A 19,183-nucleotide genomic window follows, 5' to 3' on the forward strand; every position below is an offset into this window, starting at 1 on the left:
TTTGAATAGGTGGGACCGGCTTTAGCCGGGAAGGGGCCCGTGCATACGATAGAGAAATATCGATTTCACTGATCTCTCCCCGGCTAAAGCAGGTCCCACAAAAGCCAATTGCGATAACAGCGATTATGCCAACGGCGGCGTGCGCGGCGGAATCTGCCGTTTCGATCCGGTCGCTTCAAAGGCCGAGGCCAGGCGCAGCAGGGTCGAGTCGTCATAGGCGCGCCCGGCAAAGGTCAGGCCCACCGGCATGCCGATATCGGCCATCACGCCCATGGGCACGGTAACGGTGGGTACGCCCAGGTGGCGGATGGCGAGGTTGCCGTTGGCCACCCAGACGCCGTTGCTCCAGGCGATATCCGCTGACTGCGGATCAACATCGCTATTGGCCGGGCCAACATCGGCGACGGTCGGGAACAGCACCGCATCGAGCCCCAGCCTGTCCATCCATTCTTCCAGATCGATACGCCGAGTCTGCTCCAGACCGCGCAGGCCGTCGGGCACTGTGCTGATCTGATCCCAAGGCGTAATGCCGCGTTCGGCCATGCGTACGTATTCGTCCATGCCAGCAGCCAAGTCACCCTCGCGGTTGGGCAGTGTGCCGGGGTCGTGGGGGAAAATCAGCGGGCCATCGACGTCGACCAGGCGGTTAAGGGCCGGGTCGCCATTGGCCTGGAGGAAGTCATCGAAGGCCCAAGCGGTCAGGTCCCATAGCTCATGATGCAGGAACTCCTTGGACACCAGCCCGCGATTGAATACGGTCGGTGCGCCGGGGCGATCGCCTTCGCAGTTGGAGACCAAGGGGAAATCCACCTCGATCACTTCGGCACCCGCGGCTTCCAGGGCCTGGCGTGCGGCTTTCCACAGGTCAATCACCGATGGGCGAGTATTGATGCGCTGGCCCGTCGGCCCGCCGATGCCAGGGCTGTCGGAGGTGCCTGCATCGGAGTCGGCATTGATATACATGCGTGGCACGCCCAGGCGTTTACCGGCCAATGATTCGGCGCTCACCGCAAGTGAGGCGTAGGACTCCGGGCGTACCGAAGCGACGCTGGGAATCGGCACCCAGGGCTGCATGCGCCACAGGTCGCCACGGGTGTCCGGGTCTTCGGCGACGACGACATCCAGTACTTCCAGCAGGTCGGCCATGGTCCGGGCGAAGGGCACGACCACGTCCATGGTCGGGGTCAGCGGCCAGTTGCCGCGCACCGAGATCACACCGCGCGAAGGCGTGTAGGCGCACAAACCGTTGTTCGACGCCGGGCCGCGACCGCTCGACCAGGTCTCCTCGGCCAGACCGAAAGCGGCGAAGCTGGCCGCCGTCGCCGTACCCGCGCCATTGGACGAGCCGGAAGCGAAGGGCGCCGTGAGGTAGTCGGCGTTATACGGGCTTTCGGCCCGGCCGTAGACGCCGCGCTGCATGCCGCCGTTGGCCATGGGCGGCATATTGGTCTTGCCCAGGCAGATCGCCCCGGCGCCGCGCAGGCGTTCGATGGTGAAGGCATCGCGATGGGCGACGAGGTTGACAAACGCCGGGCTGCCGGAAGCGGCGGTCAGGCCCTTGACCAGATAACTGTCCTTGGCCGTATAGGGGATGCCGTCGAGTGGGCCCAGCGTTTCGCCCCTGGCCCGGCGGGCATCGGAGGCGCGGGCTTCGTTGAGCGCTTCGGGATTGGCGACGACGAGGGCATTCAACGCTGTAGGCGTGTTGGCGTCATCGTAGGCTGCGATCCGTGCCTGATAGGCCTGGACCAGCTCGACCGCCGTGGTCTGGCCGGATTCCAGCGCCGCGCGCAATTGGGCAATGGATACCTCGGTGACTTCGATCATGCGTTTGCCCCTGTCAGCGAGAGGAGGGCGTCACTGTTCTTGAGATGGCGGTTCATAGCGGTTCTCGTGGCACGGCAATGATGCGACAGAGCCTAGTCTTGTCGTCTGAGGCGTGTATTTAACACCAAGCCCCATCCGAATTAACGTGGTTTTTCAAATTGGTTGCGGTTGGCAGCAGCTGCCGAAGGCTGCGCAGGGTCCTGTCAGATTCAGCGCTTTGGCAACCTTCGGCAGCTTCTAAGCAATCGGGGATATCGTCGAAACTTTCTGTTACATTCCCTGCCGCAGTGGTCCCCGGCTGAACGGCAGGGGCAAGGAGCAAGTGCCACTCCATTGATGAGATGCTGACTCAACGTCTGCCAGTTGCCCGGTGGCTTGAATTCATCTTGGTCCTGTTTTGCCCTTCCAGACTTATCCAGACCCTTGAAATCCATTCTGACTTTTCTATCCGGGCTCGCCCTTGCCGCGAGCCTGAGCGGTTGCATCGGGCCGCCATTGGCCCTGACGCCACAGACTGCGCAACGCCTGCAGGCGCAGCCGCCGATTCGTTTCTTGCTGACCTTTGACGATGGCCCCAGTGCTTCGAGTTTCTGGAACCCGTCCCTGTCGGTGCTCGATGACCTGGCCCATAACCCGATAGTGCCGGGAATCAAGGCCGTATTCTTTGTGCAGACCCGTGCGCCCAGGGCCGGCAACAGCGATATCGGCCGCAGCGTCATGCGGCGTGAACATGCCGAAGGCCATATCCTGGGCTTTCATACCGCTACGCCCTGGCACACCAATCATCGCTCGCTGAGCCCGCAAGTGCTGGAGCAGTCACTGATCGACGGCAGCGGCGATATTGCGGCCATTACCGGAGCGCCGCCGGTGTTGCTGCGGCCGCCGTTCTGGAACTACGACAAGGCGACGTTCGCGGCTTATCAACGCCATGGCATGCACGTACTGTTGACCGACCTGAGCGCCAATGACGGCAAGATCTGGGGCTTCAACGCCAGTCCGCAACGGCGGGCCAATCTGCTCAAGCACCTGGCTGAAGTGCGCGAACGGATTGCGGCGGGGGAGATGCCGGTGGTCGACGGGGTGATTCCGGTGGTGGTGACCTTTCACGATCTCAATCGCTACAGCGCCCGGCATATGCAGGAGTATCTGCAGATCCTCATGGACAGTGCGCGAGAGACCGGGGTGAAGACCGCCGACAAGCCGTTCTATGACGACAGCGACGCGCTGCTGCGCGCGGCCATGGTGCGAACGGTGCAGAGCAGCGCCCAGCCTGTGGAGTTACCGGGCTTCTGGGGCTGGTGGTGGGATGGGGATTCGCATTGAGCCGTGTCAGATTTGATTTGATCTGGTGGGACCGGCTTTAGCCGGGAAGGCAATATGGCAGACGTCAGAGAGGTGTCGGTCATGCTTGCGCTTTCCCGGCTAAAGCCGGTCCCACGGGTTTTATTGTCAGTCCAGATCCGCCGCCGAATGCCGCTCCGGCACCTGGGTCGCTTCATCGCCCCAGGTACGGTTGACCCGCTTGCCGCGAATCACCGCCGGGCGCTCGGCGATTTCTTTGGCCCAGCGCTGTACGTGGGTGTATTCCTCGACCGCGAGGAACTCGGCCGCCGAGTACAGGGTGCCCAGTGCCAGTTGGCCATACCACGACCACACCGCGATATCGGCGATGGTGTAGCTGTCGCCCGCCAGGTACTTGCTCTCGCCGAGACGACGCTCCAGCACGTCCAGCTGACGCTTGGCTTCCATGGCAAAACGGTTGATGGCGTACTCGATCTTTTCCGGCGCATAGGCATAGAAGTGCCCGAAGCCGCCGCCCAGGTAAGGCGCCGCGCCCATCTGCCAGAACAGCCAGTTCAGGGTCTCGGTGCGCCCGGCCGGGTCGGTGGGCAGGAGTTCGCCGAATTTTTCCGCCAGGTACAGCAGGATCGAACCGGATTCGAATACCCGCACCGGCGGCTCGACGCTGCGATCCAGCAAGGCCGGGATCTTCGAGTTGGGGTTGATGTCGACGAAGCCGCTGGAGAACTGATCGCCGTCACCGATACGGATCAGCCAGGCATCGTACTCGGCTGCGCTGTGACCCAGTGCCAGCAGCTCTTCCAGCACAATGGTGACCTTGATGCCATTGGGCGTGGCCAGGGAGTACAGCTGGAACGGCTGCCTGCCGACCGGCAGGACTTTCTCATGGGTAGGGCCGGCGACGGGGCGGTTGATGCTGGCAAAGGAACCACCGGACGGCGCCTCGTTCTTCCAGACCTTGGGCGGAACATAGGGTGCATTGCTCATGGGGCGAACCTCGTTGTCTGCTCTATGGATCCTGGACCGCGGGGGGATGCTTTGAGTTCGGACTATCTGCCGATTGACGATTGCCCACCCGACCATTCAGGCGCAAAAGGGTCGCTATCATGGCCCACTCTCGGGCTCGGTGACTAGTGTGCGGCGCAGCCTAAGCTAATTCCTAAACGGTATTTAAAGTAGGATTGATAGAACTTTATGCTTGGCTCTCTGGCGCGGCTCGACCTCGATTTGCCGCGTACTGACTGCCAAGGCATCTCTTGAAAATGACTAAAAAGAACTGGATTGCACATGTAAGCGTCGCGTTGGGCTTTGTCGCTTTTTCCCTGGCTGCGCAGGCCGCTGATTTGACCATCGGCTATATCACCGGCATCGACCCGGTCAAACGCGCCATTGCCGACGGCGAGTACGAAAAGGCCATCGGTACGAAAATCGATTGGCGCCAGTTTGATGCAGGCCCCGCAGTCCTGGCGGCCATGGCATCGGGTGACGTGCAGATCGGCAACCTCGGTTCCAGCCCCTTGGCTGCCGCCGCGTCGCGCAAGATGCCGCTGGTAGCGTTCATCGTGACCTCGCAGATCCGCAGTTCCGAAGCTCTGGTGGTGCGTGACGGCAGCGGTATCGTCAACCCGCAGGATCTGATCGGCAAGAAGATCGCCGTGCCGTTTGTGTCCACTTCCCACTACAGCCTGTTGGGCGCCCTCAAGCATTGGAATATCGACCCGCGCAAGGTCAATATCGTCAACCTGACGCCGCTGCAGATCACCGCAGCGTGGAAGCGTGGAGATATCGACGGCGCCTTCACCTGGTCACCGGCCCTGGGCGAGATTCGCAAGAGCGGCAAGATTCTCACCGACGCCGGGCAGGTGTCCGACTGGGGTTCGCCGACCTTTGAAGTGTGGGTCGCGCGCAAGGACTTCGCCGAGAAACATCCTGACGTCGTGGCCAAGTTCGCCAAGGTCAGCCTCGCCGCCATTGCCGACTACACCGCTCACCGCAGCGAATGGACCGCCGATTCCGCGCCAGTGAAAACCATTGCGCGCTTTACCGGTGCCAATGCCGCCGATGTGCCTGAGTTGCTGGACGGTTCGCACTTCCCGACTGCCGCCGAGCAGAAGTCCCCGGCGCTCCTGGGTGGCGGCACGGTAACGGCCATTGCCAACACCAGCGAATTCCTCAAGGAACAGGGCAAGATCGAAAGCGTCCTGCCGGATTATTCGTCCTACGTCAGCGACAAGTTCATCGGGGAGTAAGCATGACTGTCAACGTCTTGCCGGTCAGCCCGGCGCTCGGTGCACAGATTACCGGCATCGACTTGACCCAGCCTTTGATCGATCACGATCAGCAGACGATCGAACAGGCCTTGCTGGCCCATCAGGTGCTGTTCTTCCGTAACCAGAACCTGACCCCGGCCGAGCACGTAGGCTTTGCCTCGCGCTTCGGTGGCCTGCACCGGCATCCGATCTACCCGAGTGTCGAGGAGACGCCGGATCTGCTGCTGATCGATACGGCCCTGACCGACCTGCGCGACAACGCCATCTGGCACACTGACGTGACCTTCCTCGCGGCCCCGGCCATGGGCAGCATTCTGGCGGCGAAAGTGGTGCCGGCCTATGGCGGCGATACCTTGTGGTCGAGCAGTTCGGCGGCTTTCGAGGCCTTGTCCCCGGCCATGCAGAATCTGCTGCAAGGGCTGACGGCGACCCATGAGCTGGTCAAGTCGTTCCCCATCGACCGCTTCGCCAGCACCCCGCAAGAGGTACTGCGCTATGAAAAGGCCAAGGCCGATCATCCGCCGCTGTCCCATCCGGTGATCCGTACCCATCCGGTCAGCGGGCGCAAGGGCCTGTTCGTCAACGAGGGCTTCACCACCCGCATCAACGAACTGAGCCCACGGGAAAGCGACACGATCCTGGCGCTGCTGTTCAACCATATCAGCCGCCCTGAATTCACCATCCGCTGGCAGTGGCAGGCCAACGATGTGGCGTTCTGGGATAACCGCATTACCCAGCACTATGCGGTGGATGACTATCGACCGCAGCGGCGGGTGATGCATCGGGCAACGATTCTTGGGGATGTGCCGGTGTACGACGCAACGGCCTGAACAGGCACTATGCTGCGCGCCTGATGTGGGACCGGCTTTAGCCGGGAAGAATTGATTACTGCCGCTACATCTCCTGCGCCCGACCTATAGGATTCGCGGGCAAGCCTCGCTCCAACGGGTTCGTGTGGTCTCGTTGGAGCGAGGCTTGCCCGCAAAAAGGTCCTCCCCATCAGGCCCTGTTTCAACCGAGTCATAAGGTTACATTTCCTGGCTTGCCTCATGAAAAATCGACCATTAACCTCCCGGCCTGCTGAATATTCAGCTCTGGATTTGGCGATCCAGTAACCCCGCAATGCTGACCATATCGAACGGGTGCATAATTATGTACTACCCGTTTTTATGGCAGCTATGCGCGGGAGACCTTCGGGTCTGCCGGGTTCGGGGTTACCGGTTCGCCAACCTGTGCATAGCTGCCACCTTATTTGTTTGGCGACAAGTGAATGGCTGAAATCCACCCCGATTGGTTTCACTCATGAATAAGAAAATAACTACTCAATTCACTGACGATCCTTGCCATACCCCCACCGTATTCACCCACAACCACCGCCGCCTTTACGCCCTCTTGCTGGAAAACGACGTCTGGCTGCGCGCCTGTGATCTGGGCCGGTTGATGGGCTACCCCCTCGACGAGCGCGGCCTGCGCAAGCTCGACCCGGACCAACACCGCGTCGTGCGCTTGCAAAAGCTGGGCGACAGCCTGATGGTCAGCGAATCCGGCGCCTATGCGTTGCTGGTCTATCACGCCGGTGCCCATACCCGGCAGGTGCGTGAATGGCTGACGCAGAACGTCGCACCCACCCTGCGCGACGCCAACCACCTGGGCCATAGCGAACGCCCGACCCAGGGGCTGCTGGACTGGGCTGGCGACTCCCTGAACCTGCTCCACTGGCAGAACGAACCCTGGATCCGCCTGCGCGATATGCCTAATGTGCTGCTGCACGAGACGCGCCAAAGCCTGGAACGGCAGCGGCCGTGGTGGAAGCGGGCTTCGCGGTTTTTGCTGATATAGATTCGGTTGGACCCAACCCCATTATTTGATCTGGAATGAGGTTCTGCGGGAGGCTGCGAAAACGATGCATCAGGTAACCCATTCGCAGCCTTCGGCAGCTCCTACGGACTGGTGTGGACTACCCGGCGGAGGCCATCGCGACCGTGCCTTCCAGATACCCCCGGGCAATCTCGCGCATCTGCGCCTGATCCATACTCGGCCCATGCCCGCCATGGCCCACGCGGATTTCCAGGCGCAACAGGCGCTCCATGGACCGGCGATAAACCTCTTTGTCCGAGCACGCCAGGTCGTCCACCAGCCCGCCGCGATAGATCACGTCACCGCTGAACAGAATGCCGCGCGCTTGCTCCAGCAGGGCGATGGAGCCATGGGAGTGGCCGGGCAGATGCAGCACGTGCAGTTGCCGATCCCCCAGGTCAATCACATCACCTTCGCCCACTTGCCGGGTCAGGGGCGCGGGCGTGATCCGGTAGTGCTCGGGCGTCCAGCCGGGGCAGGGCGGTTGGGTTATCGCGTTGGGCAGCTCACGGAAGACCTGCGCGAGGGTTTCCTCGTCGCTCATACGGGCAAAGGCATCGGCTTCCAAGGGGTGACCAAGACGGGTTTCGAATTCATGAAAGGCGCCGATATGGTCGGCATGGATATGCGTGGCCACGGCGATCAAGGGCTTGCCCGGCGGCACATCGAGCAATGGCCGCAGTGGCTGCAAGCCCATGCCGAAATCGATGATCAGGTCCGCATCACGCCCGCGCAGATGGAAGAAGTTGGCGGCGAAGTAGCGATGAATATACGGCTGCGAAAACTGCGTGATGCCGTCGCCGACGTCGCGTTGTTCGTACCAGGGCAGTTGAATGGCGGGCATGGCGCACCTTGATTGGCTCTGTCTGTGATGACAAGGGCATGCGTGATTCAGGCCAGTTTATCGGTGGATTGGCTCTTGCCGTGCGAGGGTGGCAGCTCTAACCTGATTTCCCCTCTGCCGGACCCACGAATCATGCAAGACAAAGCCCCCCTCGACGCCCCGACTCTGATCGGGCCGACCATCGAATTGCGCCCTCTGCGCGCGGATGACGCTCTGGTGCTGCTGGCAGCCGCTGCTGACGGCCAGTTGTGGGACATGACGGTCACGGTGATTCCCGGGCCAACTACGGTGGACAAGTACCTGGCCACCGCCCTGCAAGGTGCCCAGGCCGGTACGGTCATGCCCTTTGTCATCATTCATCGCGAAACCGGCACGCCTCTGGGCAGTACCCGTTTCTGGAAAATCGACCGGGTCAACCGCAAGCTGGAAATCGGCCATACCTGGCTGGCCAGGTCGGCGCAACGTTCCGGGGTCAACACCGAAGCCAAGCTGCTGTTGCTGACCTATGCCTTTGAAGTGATGAACTGTGTGCGCGTGCAATTCACCACCGATGAACTGAACGAAAAATCCCGGGCGGCGATCCTGCGTATCGGCGCCACTCAAGAGGGCATCGTTCGTCATGAACGCATCATGCCGGACGGGCGCAAGCGCAACTCGGTGCGTTTCAGCATCATCGATGACGAATGGGCACGGGTGAAAGCAGAGCTGGAGAGCAAATTGACGGCAAAAGCTGCGTCGTTATTTGCCGATTAGTCCATGAGCCAGTTTGCGATCATCGGCGGAAAGATTCTGCGCGCTCATGGCTTTATTGAGCGCCGATTCTGCGGTCGACAAGGCGCTGGTCAGGGAGCCGATCTCGATCTGTAGCTGCTTGGCGCGCTTTTCCCTGGTCTCGGCATTCAGACTCTTGTCAGCCATCAACTTGGTCAGCTCCTCGAGTTTTTCGGAGATTTTTTGCTGGATTTCGCGAATCGCTTTCAACGAATCCTTGATGCCATCGGGAAGGGGGGAGGCATCGATATCAGCGTTGCGTTTTTTCTCGTCGGCGGCTTTTTTCGTCGCTTCCGGCGAGAGGCTGACTTCCAGGCTTTTAGGGACAGGCGCGGGCGCAGCATCGGCTGCGGACGCTTCGCTTTTGTTCAGCGAAGGCGCAATAGCGATAGTGGCAGAGAGGGGGACGTTCTGGGTCAGCAGGCTAATCATGACTTTCAATCCATTGGCTTTGTATCTGGATCGACACATTTTGAAAAAGCTTTAACTGCGTAACCTGGAATCCAGCAGTACGGCATTTAGATGGCCATTTGCATCTCACCCGCTCGCTCCTTATGATCGCAGCGGGTGCGTTGTTACATCTGTAACAGGGCAGGTTAAATCTCAGCGTTGGTCGGGCCGCCAACGGAGATCGACTGTGCCTGAGAAAACCCCGGCGTCCCCGTCTGTTCCCCGCCCGCAGGTCCTGACCGAGAAGGCTTTGGCCGCCCTGGAGCGGTTCACCCATATCGAAGCGGTCAGTGGCATTGTCCTGCTGATTGCCGCCGTGATTGCGCTGACCTGGGCCAATAGCCCGTCGGCGGATTCTTACGAACACTTCTGGAACACCCAGGTGACTGTCGGCCTTGGCGATTTCAGTGTGTCCCGTTCGCTGCATTTTCTGGTCAACGATGGCTTGATGACGATCTTCTTCCTCGTCGTAGGGGCCGAGATTCGTCAGGAGATCAAGGACGGTGCCCTGGCCAGTCTCAAGCTGGCAACCTTGCCCCTCGGCGCCGCGTTAGGGGGGGTAATGATGCCTGCGATCATTTACACCCTCTTCAATCATGGCACCGTGGCGGGTAGTGGCTGGGCCGTGCCGACCGCCACGGACATAGCCTTTGCCGTCGGCGTGCTGGCGCTGTTGGGCAAGTCGATTCCTGGCGGTGTACGCATTCTGCTGCTGGCCTTGGCAATCATTGACGATATCGTCGCCATCCTGATCATTGCGGTGTGCTACACGGCCAGCCTGGATTATCTGGGGCTGGTGATTGCTGCGATGGGTTTGTTACTGGTGCTGGTTTTCCAGCGCATGGGCATCGGCAAGGCCTGGACCTTTATTCTGCCGGGGGCAATTGTCTGGTTCGGTCTGCTGAAAACCGGTGTACACCCAACCCTGGCCGGGGTAATTCTCGGGCTGATGACGCCAGTAACCTCACGCCCCGCCCGTGAGCGGCCGCTAGATACCATTGGCCGTACGTTTCATGAGCTGATGGAGCGCTTCTCCCAGGCTGACGATGTCAGCAAACCCCTCAAGCAGTTGCGCCATGCCCAACGTGACATGCTGCCCCCGGTCAAGCGCGTGCAGGCGGCGCTGCACCCGTGGGTGGCCTACGGCATCATGCCGCTGTTTGCCCTGGCCAATGCCGGTGTCAATCTGCATGGGGTCAGCCTGGGCGACGGATTGTCCCAACATGTGATGCTGGGGGTGATGCTGGCGCTGATCGTCGGCAAGCCTCTGGGGGTGATGCTGGCCAGCGTGACCCTGGTCAAACTCAATATTTGCCAGTTGCCCGACGGTGTGACCTGGACCGGCGTGAGCCTGGTCGGGCTGCTGGCCGGGATCGGTTTTACCATGTCGATCTTCATTGCCAACCTGGCGTTCACCGACCCGGCGCTATTGGCAGCGGCCAAGCTCAGCGTGCTGGTGGCCTCGACCATTGCGGCGGTGATCGGGTTGACGTGGGGCAAGATCAAGTTTGGCAAGGCTGCATAGCCGCAACATCGTGGGAGCCGGCTCGCTGGCGATCGAGTGCGAAGCGCTCGCGATAGCAACTGCGGCTCCCACAGGGTTCTGTTTACTCTGCAAAAAATGACTGCTACAGCTTGAACCGCGCCACCAGAGTATTGAACGACACTGCCAGCCCAGACAGCTCCTGGGTCGAGGCGTTGGTCTGTTCGGCGCCGGCGGCGGAGCGGGTCGACAGGTCCTGGATATTGACCAGGTTGCGGTCCACTTCCCGGGCGACGTGGGCCTGTTCTTCAGAGGCGCTGGCAATGACCAGATTGCGTTCGTTGATTTGCGAGATGCTCTCGGCGATCAGGTCCAGTGCCGAACCGGCCGCCTGGGCCAGGGACTGGGTGTCGGTGACCAGGGCCTGGCTCTTGCCCATGGATTTCACTGCGTCATCGGCGCTGCTTTGCACGCGGCTGATCATGCCCTCAATTTCCCCGGTTGAGGCCTGGGTGCGGGCGGCAAGGGCGCGGACCTCGTCGGCGACCACGGCAAAGCCACGGCCCTGCTCGCCGGCGCGGGCGGCTTCGATGGCGGCGTTAAGTGCCAGCAGATTGGTCTGTTCGGCAATGCCGCGAATCACATCCAGCACCTTACCGATATCGCGGACCTGCACGGCGAGGTTTTCGACCATGCCGGTGGAAGCGGTGATCTCGTTGGTGGCGTGGTTGATCGCGACCACGGCGTCGCGCGCCTTGTTACGGCCGTCGGTGGCCTGCAGGCTGGTGGCCTGGGAGGCTTCAGAGGTGGACACGGCATTGCGTGCGACTTCTTCTACCGCCGAGGTCATCTCGGTGACTGCGGTGGCGGCCTGTTGGATCTCATCATTCTGCCGCGCCAGGCCGGTATTGGCGTTTTCGGTGACGTTCGACAGCTCTTGTGCCGACAGCGCCAATTGATCCGAGGCGGTGGAGATCTGCTGAATAGTACTTTTCAGATTGCTCTGCATGTCGCCCAGGGCACTGAGCAACTGACCCGCTTCATCGCGGCCGGTACTGGTGATGCGTTGGGTCAGGTCACCGGCAGCGATGCTTTGGGCGCTGGCCACGGCGCTGGCAATGGGTTTGCTGATCAGGCGGCTGATCAACAGACCGAGGGCGAAGGCAGCGATGAAAGCCAGGGTGATGCCGCTATAAAGGGCGGTCTTGACTGAGGACTCCTGGCGAGCGGCTTCCTCGGCGCCTTCACTGATCTGGCGGTTGTTGGAGTCAACCATGATGCTGATTTCGTCCATGATCACCCGATAGCTTTTCTGCAGATCGCCCAGCAACAGGGCGCGGCCATTCTCCAGATCGCCAGCCTGCATCAGGGCTACGTATTTCTGCACCATGGCCTGATAGGCCGGCCAGTCACGCTCCATCTTGTCCCCGGCGGCGCGTTCATCGTCGGCCAGGGGTGTCTTGCGGTAGTCGGCGAAGGCGGCTTCGCTCGCCTTGCGGTTGCCATCCATCGAGGTGATGTACTCGTCCTTGACGCTTTGCGGTGCACCGCTGGCGACCGCGATATACAGGCGATACAGATCACGGCTCTGGCCCACGGCCTTGGTCTTGGCCTGGGCGGTGTTGGCGACGGAAACCAGGTTGTTTTCGAACACCGATTTCAGGCTGTCAGCCAGTTGCGCGGCACCGCGACCACCGAGCAGGCCGACGCCCAGGGTGATCAAGGCGCACAGGGCGAAGGCTGAAATCAGTTTGGTCGAGAGTCTTGCGTCATTGAACCAGGTCATTGAAGGCGTCCTGCGAAAGTATGTTCAAGGGGGGGCGGCGGGCCTGGATAAAAGTCGCGACGCCGGGTCTTTGGCTATCGGCCAAGTTGCGCGCAACTAAAGGCTTATTACAACTAGGTTGTATTATGACTATCTAATTTTTCCGAAAAAGTCCCTTGAAGCGCGCCCTGAAAAAGCACGATACCTTTGCGTGCAGGTAAAAAATTCTTAACAACTCATGATAAGAATGATTCTTAAATGGCTGGCTTTTTTTTTGATTCCTCACAGGACCATTGAGATAGAGCCTCTATTGATAATTTTCCCGTTCGGTGGCATTTTGCCGCATGCAGTGTTGCTAAATGTAACTGTGCATGAAATATTTGTTAGATGTTATACGACGTCGTACCTATAAGCCCCTGCGTGCATCAGGGTTTTTAGCGTGCTCTAGTGGGCATCCGAATTTCTGAAGAGTAATGAATGCAGCCGCCAAAAATAGAACCTGTGTCGCGTTATTTACGCACTGGTAAAGGGGTGAGAAATGCCTTTGCCGGACTCCTGAGCCTGATCGCCACAGCGACGGGTTGCGCCCATGCCGAAGGGCTGGATGCGAACGCGTCGGCGGGCAAGCGCCTGGCTGTGGCCGCAGACTGCGTTGCTTGTCATACCGCGCCGGGTGGCAAGGCGTTTGCCGGTGGCTACCCGTTGAGTTCGCCCATGGGCGTGATCTACTCGACCAACATCACGCCGTCGAAAACCGTGGGCATCGGCAACTACTCGCGTGACGAGTTCGCCCGTGCCGTGCGCGATGGCGTAGCGGCGGACGGTACCCATCTGTACCCGGCCATGCCCTACACCTCGTATGCGAAGATGACCGACAGCGATATCAGCGCGTTGTACGACTACTTCATGCATGAAGTGCAGCCGGTCGAAGCCGCAACCCACAAGACTGAGCTGGCGTTCCCGTTTAATGTGCGGGCGTCGATGATCGGCTGGAACGCCCTGTTTCACAGCAGCACGCGCTTCACTCCGGACCCGGCCAAGTCTGCCGAGGTCAACCGTGGCGACTATCTGGTCAACGCCCTGGCCCACTGCGACACCTGCCACACGCCACGCAATCTGCTGATGGCCGCTGACAACAGTAAACCACTGGCCGGTGGCGCCCTGGGCAGCTGGTATGCGCCGAACATCACTTCGGACAAGGTCAGCGGCATTGGTGCCTGGTCCAGTGACGAGATCGTCGCCTACCTGCGCACCGGTCATGTCGAAGGCAAGGCGCAAGCAGCCGGGCCCATGGCCGAGGCGGTCGAAAACAGCCTGCAATACCTGGGCAATGACGACCTCAAGGCCATTGCCGCATACCTGAAACAGACTACGCCTATCAAGACAGACGAAGACAAGGCCCGCCATGAGTACGGCCAGGCCTCTACCGACGAACTGACCCTGCGCGGCGGCCAGCCCGAAGACAATCCGGGCTGGCACATCTACAGCGGCACTTGCGCCAACTGCCACCAGGCCAATGGCCAGGGCACCAAGGAATACCCGTCGCTGTTCCACAACACCGCTACCAGCCGCAGTGACAATCTGATCGCCACCATCGTTTACGGCGTGCACCGCACCGTCGATGGCGTCGCGATTGATATGCCGGCGTTCGGCCCGGACGCACTGTTTACCGACCGTCTGACGGACCAGCAGATTGCCGATGTCAGCAACTACGTGTTGACGCGCTTCGGCAATGCCACCCAGACCGTTACCGCCGCCGATGTGGCCCAGACACGCGAGGGTGGCCCGAAGGCGCCCTTGGCGAAGATGGCGGCCCTGACCATCCCGGCAATCATTGTCCTGTGTGTGTTGATTGGCCTGATCGTGTTCCGGTCAGTCTCCCGTCGCCAGCGCAAGGGAGCCTGAGCACATGAATAAGCACACTTCACTGCAAACCGACGTTCCACAAGGCATGTCCCGGCGCAATCTGCTGCGCGGCTCGGTTGCTCTGGGCCTGTTGGGCCTGGCCAGCGGCATGCTGCCGTGGCAGGCGGCCATGGCCGCGACTGCGGATGACGACTTCATTGCGCTGTCGCAGTTTCTGGTCAGCCGCCCGGTCAATCCGGTCCTGGCCGGGCGTTACTACATCGCTCTGAGCAAACGCGCGCCGAACTTCGCCGCGAACGTCAGCGCCCTCAAGCAACTGGTGGCGGGCAACGGCTTCAAACATGTCGATGAGTATCTGGCCATGGCCAGTCCCGATGCGTCCTTGAAGGCCACGGCCACCAGCATCATTGCGGCCTGGTATCTGGGTATCGTCGGCGAGCCGGCCACTGCTGAGTTGATCAGCTACTCCGAAGCCATGATGTACCAGCCGACCCACGGCATTCTGATTATCCCCACTTACGGTGGCGGCCCGGCTTCTTGGGGTCCCAAACCGGTCACTCTGCAGGATTCGAAAGTATGAGCAACGCTGAATTCGATGCCGACGTCGTCATCATCGGCTCCGGCGTCATGGGCGGCCTGATTGCCACAGGCCTGGCCAAGGCGGGCAAGTCGGTGATCGTTCTCGAGGCGGGCCCGCGGGTCAATCGCCGCGACGTGGTCGAGACCTTCCGCAACGCACCGGTCAAACTGTCCCTGGCCAACGCCAAGCTGCAGGGCGCCGGCTCGCCGTACCCGAGCCTGCCCCACGCGCCGTCCACCTATGGCGACTACCTGCAACAGACCGGCCCGGTGAAGTACAACACCTCCTACCTGCGGGTCGTGGGTGGCACCACCTGGCACTTCGGTTCGTCGCTGTGGCGCATGCTGCCCAACGACTTCCGCCTCAAGTCCCTGTACGGCCGTGGCCGCGACTGGCCGATCAGCTATGACGAGCTGGAGCCGTTCTACGCCCGTGCCGAAACCGAGCTGGGCGTGTCCGGCGTCGATGGTCAGGATGAAAGCGGGCAGGGCGGTGGTGCATTCCCGCCGCGCTCGATTCCTTATCCGATGGAAGGCCTGAAGCCGAGCTACATGTTCACCCGGCTTTCGGAAATGCTCGGCAAGGGCGGCTACAACCCGATCCTTGAACCCAACGGCCGCGCCACGCGCCCTTATGGCAAGCGCCCACCCTGCGCCGGCAATAACAACTGCAACCCGGTGTGCCCGATTGCCGCCAAGTACGACGGCTCGATGCATATCGACGAAGCCGAACGTCATGGCGCCAAGGTCCTGGAAAACTCGGTGGTGTACAAGATCGAGGCCGGTGATGACGGCAAGATCACCGCGATCTGGTACATGCGCCCGGACAAGAGCTCGCACAAACTGACCGCGCGTTACTTCGTGCTGGCCGCCTATGGCATCGAGTCGCCGAAGTTGCTGCTGATGTCGACCTCGGAGAAATACCCGAACGGCATCGCCAACTCGTCGGACCAGGTCGGTCGCAACCTGATGGACCACACCGGCATCAGCATGAATGTCATGACCAAGGAAGACATGTGGCCGGGCGAAGGTCCGACGCAGTTGCTGGTCTACCTCAACAGCCGTGACGGTGGTTTCCGCAAGGATTACCCGAGCTACAAGATCAAGGTGCGCAACACCGTGCCGACCTCGCAGATCACCTCCGGGCTTATCGCCAAGGGCGTGCTGGGTTCCAAGCTCGACGAGCAGATCCGTCTGCAATCGGCCCGCTCGCTGAACTGGGCGGTGGACTTCGAAACCCTGCCGCTGCCGGAAAACCGCGTGACGCCAAGCAAGACCAAGTTCGATGCCATCGGCCTGCCGGTGCCGGAGATCTACTACAGCGTTGCCGACTACTGGCATGCCGGCAAGGAAAAGGCCCTGGAGGACTTCAAACAGTTCGCCAAGCTGCTTGATGCCGACATCCTCAGCACCGACGTGGGCTTCCAGAACCGTCAGCACATCATGGGGACGACCATCATGGGCGATGATCCGAAAGACTCGGTGGTGGACCGCGACTGCCGCAGCCACGATCACCACAACCTGTTTATCGCCGGGACCAGCGTGATGCCATCGTCGTCCTGCGTGAACCCGACGCTGACCGGCGCGGCGTTGAGCATCCGCATTGCGGATGTGTTGGTCAAAGAGGTGTAAACCTCGCTGGCTTGATCAAGGGCTGCCTTCATCGCTGGAGGTGGCCCTTTTTTACCGGGTAAATGTGGGACCGGCTTTAGCCGGGAAGGCGATGTGCTGATCAAAGAAATACTGCGGATGTACCTGCCCTTTCCCGGCTAAAGCCGGTCCCACCGAATAGCATTCCAATTCAAATTATCGGGCGAATTTCTTCGCGCCAGCGACACACAAAATCACCGCCACCGTCACACCGATCATCGCGCTGCTGACCTGCTCATGCAGCAGGGTCGCCGCCAGCGTCAGGCCAAAGAAGGGTTGCAGCAGCTGCAACTGTCCAACCGCGGCGATCCCGCCCTGGGCCAGCCCGCGATACCAGAATACGAAGCCGATCAGCATGCTGAACAACGACACATAGCCCAGACTCAGCCACGCAGGCAGCGAGATGCCGGTCAGTGTCGGTGGCGCCATGAGCCAGGTCAGTACGGCCATGACCGGCAGCGACACGACCAGCGCCCAACAGATCACCTGCCAGCCACCCAAGCTGCGGGACAGTTTTGCGCCTTCGGCGTAACCCAGGCCGCAGGCGAGTATGGCTAACAGCATGAGGATATCCCCGGTGGCCGAGGCGCTGACGCCCTGGGCAATCGCAAAGCCCACCACCAGGCCGCTGCCCAGCAGCGAGAACAGCCAGAACACCGGCCGTGGCCGTTCGCCGCCGCGCAACACGGCAAATACTGCGGTAGCCAGGGGCAGCAGGCCGACGAAGACGATGGAGTGGGCCGACGTCACGTATTGCAGGGCCATGGCGGTCAGCAACGGGAAGCCCAGCACGACGCCCAGGGCGACGATGACCAGAGGCATGAATTGCTGGCGGGTCGGGCGTCGTTCCTTGAACACCAACAGTAATGCCAGGGCCAGCAGCCCGGCGATACTGGCCCGTGCCACGGTAAGAAATACCGGGTTGAATTCCAGCACGGCGATGCGGGTCGCTGGCAGTGAGCCGCTGAAAATGATCACGCCGATCAGCCCATTGAGCCAGCCGCTGGTGTCGGAGAGGGGGGAGGTGCGTTCCATGGGCGATGTGCTCGACGGTCGTTGGAGGTTGGCTGTGACTTGAGGCATGCTAGGCAGGCAAAGCAATACAATCAAAAAATTGTCATGGATACATTTGCCCATGCCGCGTTTCCGTTACAAAACCCTGGTCGATGTAATGGCCGCCGATATTCGCTCGGGGCAGTTATCGCCAGGCACACGGCTGCCCACGCATCGCCAGTTGGCGGCGCAGCACGGTCTGGCCTTGGTCACGGCCAGCCGGGTCTATGCCGAACTGGAAGCCATGGGCCTGGTCAGCGGCGAGACGGGCCGGGGCACCTTCGTGCGGGAGACGGCGCTACCGCCGGGTCTGGGTGTCAATCAGGAAGTCGTCGCCGACGGCGTGCTGGACCTGAATTTCAACTACCCGGCGTTGCCGGGACAGGCCGAGTTGCTGCGCGGGGCATTGCGTCAGCTGGCTGTCGGCGGTGATCTGGAGTCACTTTTGCGCTATCAGCCCCATGCCGGTCGCTTGCACGAGCGCGCTTCGGTGGCTCGGCATCTGCAAGTGCGCGGGCTGACGGTTGCGGCTGAGCAGATACTGATTGTCAGCGGTGCCCAGCACGGGCTGGCGGTGACTCTGATGGCGCTGCTGCAGCCTGGTGATGTGATCGCGACCGATGCCTTGACGTATTCAGGGTTCAAGGTGCTTGCCGAGAGTCTGCATCTGGAGTTGGTCGCCATTGCTGTCGACGAGCACGGACCCGATCTCGACGCTTTGCAGCGCCTGTGTCGCAGCCGCCGGATCAAAGCCGTATACAGCATGCCGACCCTGCACAATCCTCTGGGCTGGGTCATGGCTATCGAGCAGCGCCAGCGTCTGGTGGCCATTGCCCGTGAGCAAGGCTTGCTGATCATCGAAGATGCCGCTTACGCGTTCCTCGCCGAGGATCCGCCACCACCACTGGCAGCCTTGGCTGCGGAGCGGACGGTGTATGTCAGCGGGCTGTCCAAAAACGTTGCCACTGGCTTGCGCGTGGGCTTTGTCGCGGCCCCGATGCAGCATATGGCCGCGCTGGAGCGCAGCGTTCGCGCGACGACCTGGAACACCCCGGGTGTACTTACGGCGATCGCCACCGGCTGGCTCGAAGATGGCACGGTCCTGCAACTGGAAGCGCAGAAGCGCGAGGATGCCCGGGCCCGTCAAGCGCTGGCCCGGGAAGTGCTGGCGGGTTTGCGCTGGATCGGCCATCCGGCCTCCTATCTGCTCTGGCTGCCGTTGCCCGAAGAGGTCCGTGCCGATCAGGTGGCCATGGCGCTGATGCGCGAGCAGGTTGCGGTGTCCACGGCCGAGCCCTTTGCCATCGGTGCCCATGTGCCCCATGCCATTCGTCTGGCCTTGGGCTCGGTGGATATGGCTGCGCTGCGCCTGGCCCTGGAAAAAGTGCGGCGGGTCGTCATGGCTCATATGGCCGGTCTGAGGTAAAGGGTTTACAGACAGAGCAGATACGATTATTACGACTATC

General features: G+C 61.2%; 16 protein-coding genes and 1 pseudogene. 10 read left to right on the forward strand and 7 right to left on the reverse strand.

Going from position 1 to position 19,183, the window contains the following annotated elements; translation table 11 throughout:
• Window positions 1–123 precede the first annotated feature (123 nt).
• A complete protein-coding gene (locus tag AC1Z24_RS12780; RefSeq protein WP_483745946.1) occupies window positions 124–1,827 on the reverse strand; it encodes an amidase in 1,704 nt (567 codons plus the stop codon).
• 423 nt (window positions 1,828–2,250) lie between these two features.
• Here AC1Z24_RS12780 and AC1Z24_RS12785 point away from each other — a divergent pair, with 423 nt between their 5' ends.
• Window positions 2,251–3,150 carry a polysaccharide deacetylase family protein gene (locus AC1Z24_RS12785; protein WP_483745947.1) on the forward strand — a complete coding sequence of 300 codons (900 nt, stop codon included), beginning with the start codon at window positions 2,251–2,253 and terminating at the stop codon, window positions 3,148–3,150.
• Between the two features lie 126 nt (window positions 3,151–3,276).
• Here the strand turns inward: AC1Z24_RS12785 and yghU are convergent, their stop codons facing one another.
• Window positions 3,277–4,116: a glutathione-dependent disulfide-bond oxidoreductase gene (gene yghU, locus AC1Z24_RS12790; protein WP_483745948.1), complete on the reverse strand. Its 840-nt coding sequence runs from the start codon at window positions 4,114–4,116 to the stop codon at window positions 3,277–3,279.
• Window positions 4,117–4,391: 275 nt separating this feature from the next.
• On the opposite strand from yghU, the gene tauA reads away from it, so the two are divergent.
• The 3 genes from tauA to AC1Z24_RS12805 all read left to right on the forward strand — a co-directional run bounded on the left by tauA (window position 4,392) and on the right by AC1Z24_RS12805 (window position 7,238).
• Window positions 4,392–5,378 carry a taurine ABC transporter substrate-binding protein gene (gene tauA, locus AC1Z24_RS12795; protein WP_483745949.1) on the forward strand — a complete coding sequence of 329 codons (987 nt, stop codon included), beginning with the start codon at window positions 4,392–4,394 and terminating at the stop codon, window positions 5,376–5,378.
• Between the two features lie 2 nt (window positions 5,379–5,380).
• A complete protein-coding gene (gene tauD / locus AC1Z24_RS12800) occupies window positions 5,381–6,229 on the forward strand; it encodes a taurine dioxygenase (protein ID WP_483745950.1) in 849 nt (282 codons plus the stop codon).
• Between the two features lie 472 nt (window positions 6,230–6,701).
• The gene (locus AC1Z24_RS12805) at window positions 6,702–7,238 is read left to right on the forward strand and encodes a BRO-N domain-containing protein (RefSeq protein ID WP_483745951.1); all 537 of its coding nucleotides are present in this window, start codon (window positions 6,702–6,704) and stop codon (window positions 7,236–7,238) included.
• Between the two features lie 118 nt (window positions 7,239–7,356).
• Here the strand turns inward: AC1Z24_RS12805 and AC1Z24_RS12810 are convergent, their stop codons facing one another.
• Window positions 7,357–8,100 (reverse strand): MBL fold metallo-hydrolase, encoded by a 744-nt coding sequence (locus AC1Z24_RS12810; RefSeq protein WP_483745952.1) that lies wholly within the window; start codon window positions 8,098–8,100, stop codon window positions 7,357–7,359.
• Between the two features lie 132 nt (window positions 8,101–8,232).
• On the opposite strand from AC1Z24_RS12810, the gene AC1Z24_RS12815 reads away from it, so the two are divergent.
• On the forward strand, window positions 8,233–8,853 hold the full coding sequence (locus tag AC1Z24_RS12815) for a GNAT family N-acetyltransferase (protein WP_483745953.1): 621 nt from the start codon (window positions 8,233–8,235) through the stop codon (window positions 8,851–8,853).
• On the opposite strand, the gene AC1Z24_RS12820 is transcribed toward AC1Z24_RS12815, so the two are convergent.
• Complete coding sequence (locus AC1Z24_RS12820; RefSeq protein ID WP_483745954.1) at window positions 8,839–9,303, reverse strand: hypothetical protein; 465 nt, start codon at window positions 9,301–9,303, stop codon at window positions 8,839–8,841. The genes AC1Z24_RS12815 and AC1Z24_RS12820 overlap by 15 nt on opposite strands.
• 205 nt (window positions 9,304–9,508) lie before the next feature.
• Here AC1Z24_RS12820 and nhaA point away from each other — a divergent pair, with 205 nt between their 5' ends.
• Window positions 9,509–10,846, forward strand: coding sequence for a Na+/H+ antiporter NhaA (nhaA, locus tag AC1Z24_RS12825; protein ID WP_483745955.1), 1,338 nt, complete (start codon window positions 9,509–9,511; stop codon window positions 10,844–10,846).
• Window positions 10,847–10,949: 103 nt separating this feature from the next.
• Here nhaA and AC1Z24_RS12830 read toward each other — a convergent pair whose 3' ends face one another.
• The gene (locus AC1Z24_RS12830) at window positions 10,950–11,813 is read right to left on the reverse strand and encodes a methyl-accepting chemotaxis protein (RefSeq protein WP_483746606.1); all 864 of its coding nucleotides are present in this window, start codon (window positions 11,811–11,813) and stop codon (window positions 10,950–10,952) included.
• A 42-nt stretch (window positions 11,814–11,855) separates the two neighbouring features.
• A pseudogene (locus AC1Z24_RS12835) lies at window positions 11,856–12,590 on the reverse strand (MCP four helix bundle domain-containing protein); the annotation flags it as partial.
• A 510-nt stretch (window positions 12,591–13,100) separates the two neighbouring features.
• Here AC1Z24_RS12835 and AC1Z24_RS12840 point away from each other — a divergent pair.
• The 3 genes from AC1Z24_RS12840 to AC1Z24_RS12850 are packed head-to-tail and all read left to right on the forward strand — an operon-like array spanning window position 13,101 to window position 16,646.
• Window positions 13,101–14,474 (forward strand): cytochrome c, encoded by a 1,374-nt coding sequence (locus tag AC1Z24_RS12840; RefSeq protein ID WP_483745956.1) that lies wholly within the window; start codon window positions 13,101–13,103, stop codon window positions 14,472–14,474.
• Between the two features lie 4 nt (window positions 14,475–14,478).
• Window positions 14,479–15,015: a sorbitol dehydrogenase family protein gene (locus tag AC1Z24_RS12845; protein ID WP_259111413.1), complete on the forward strand. Its 537-nt coding sequence runs from the start codon at window positions 14,479–14,481 to the stop codon at window positions 15,013–15,015.
• The gene (locus tag AC1Z24_RS12850; protein ID WP_259111411.1) at window positions 15,012–16,646 is read left to right on the forward strand and encodes a GMC family oxidoreductase; all 1,635 of its coding nucleotides are present in this window, start codon (window positions 15,012–15,014) and stop codon (window positions 16,644–16,646) included. Before AC1Z24_RS12845 ends, AC1Z24_RS12850 begins: the two co-directional genes overlap by 4 nt.
• Before the next feature lie 174 nt (window positions 16,647–16,820).
• Here AC1Z24_RS12850 and AC1Z24_RS12855 read toward each other — a convergent pair whose 3' ends face one another.
• Window positions 16,821–17,699 (reverse strand): DMT family transporter, encoded by an 879-nt coding sequence (locus AC1Z24_RS12855; RefSeq protein ID WP_483745957.1) that lies wholly within the window; start codon window positions 17,697–17,699, stop codon window positions 16,821–16,823.
• 100 nt (window positions 17,700–17,799) lie between these two features.
• Here AC1Z24_RS12855 and AC1Z24_RS12860 point away from each other — a divergent pair, with 100 nt between their 5' ends.
• On the forward strand, window positions 17,800–19,143 hold the full coding sequence (locus AC1Z24_RS12860; protein ID WP_483745958.1) for an aminotransferase-like domain-containing protein: 1,344 nt from the start codon (window positions 17,800–17,802) through the stop codon (window positions 19,141–19,143).
• The last annotated feature ends 40 nt before the right edge of the window (window positions 19,144–19,183 follow it).

The sequence above is a fragment of the Pseudomonas sp. JL23 genome (assembly GCF_056933585.1).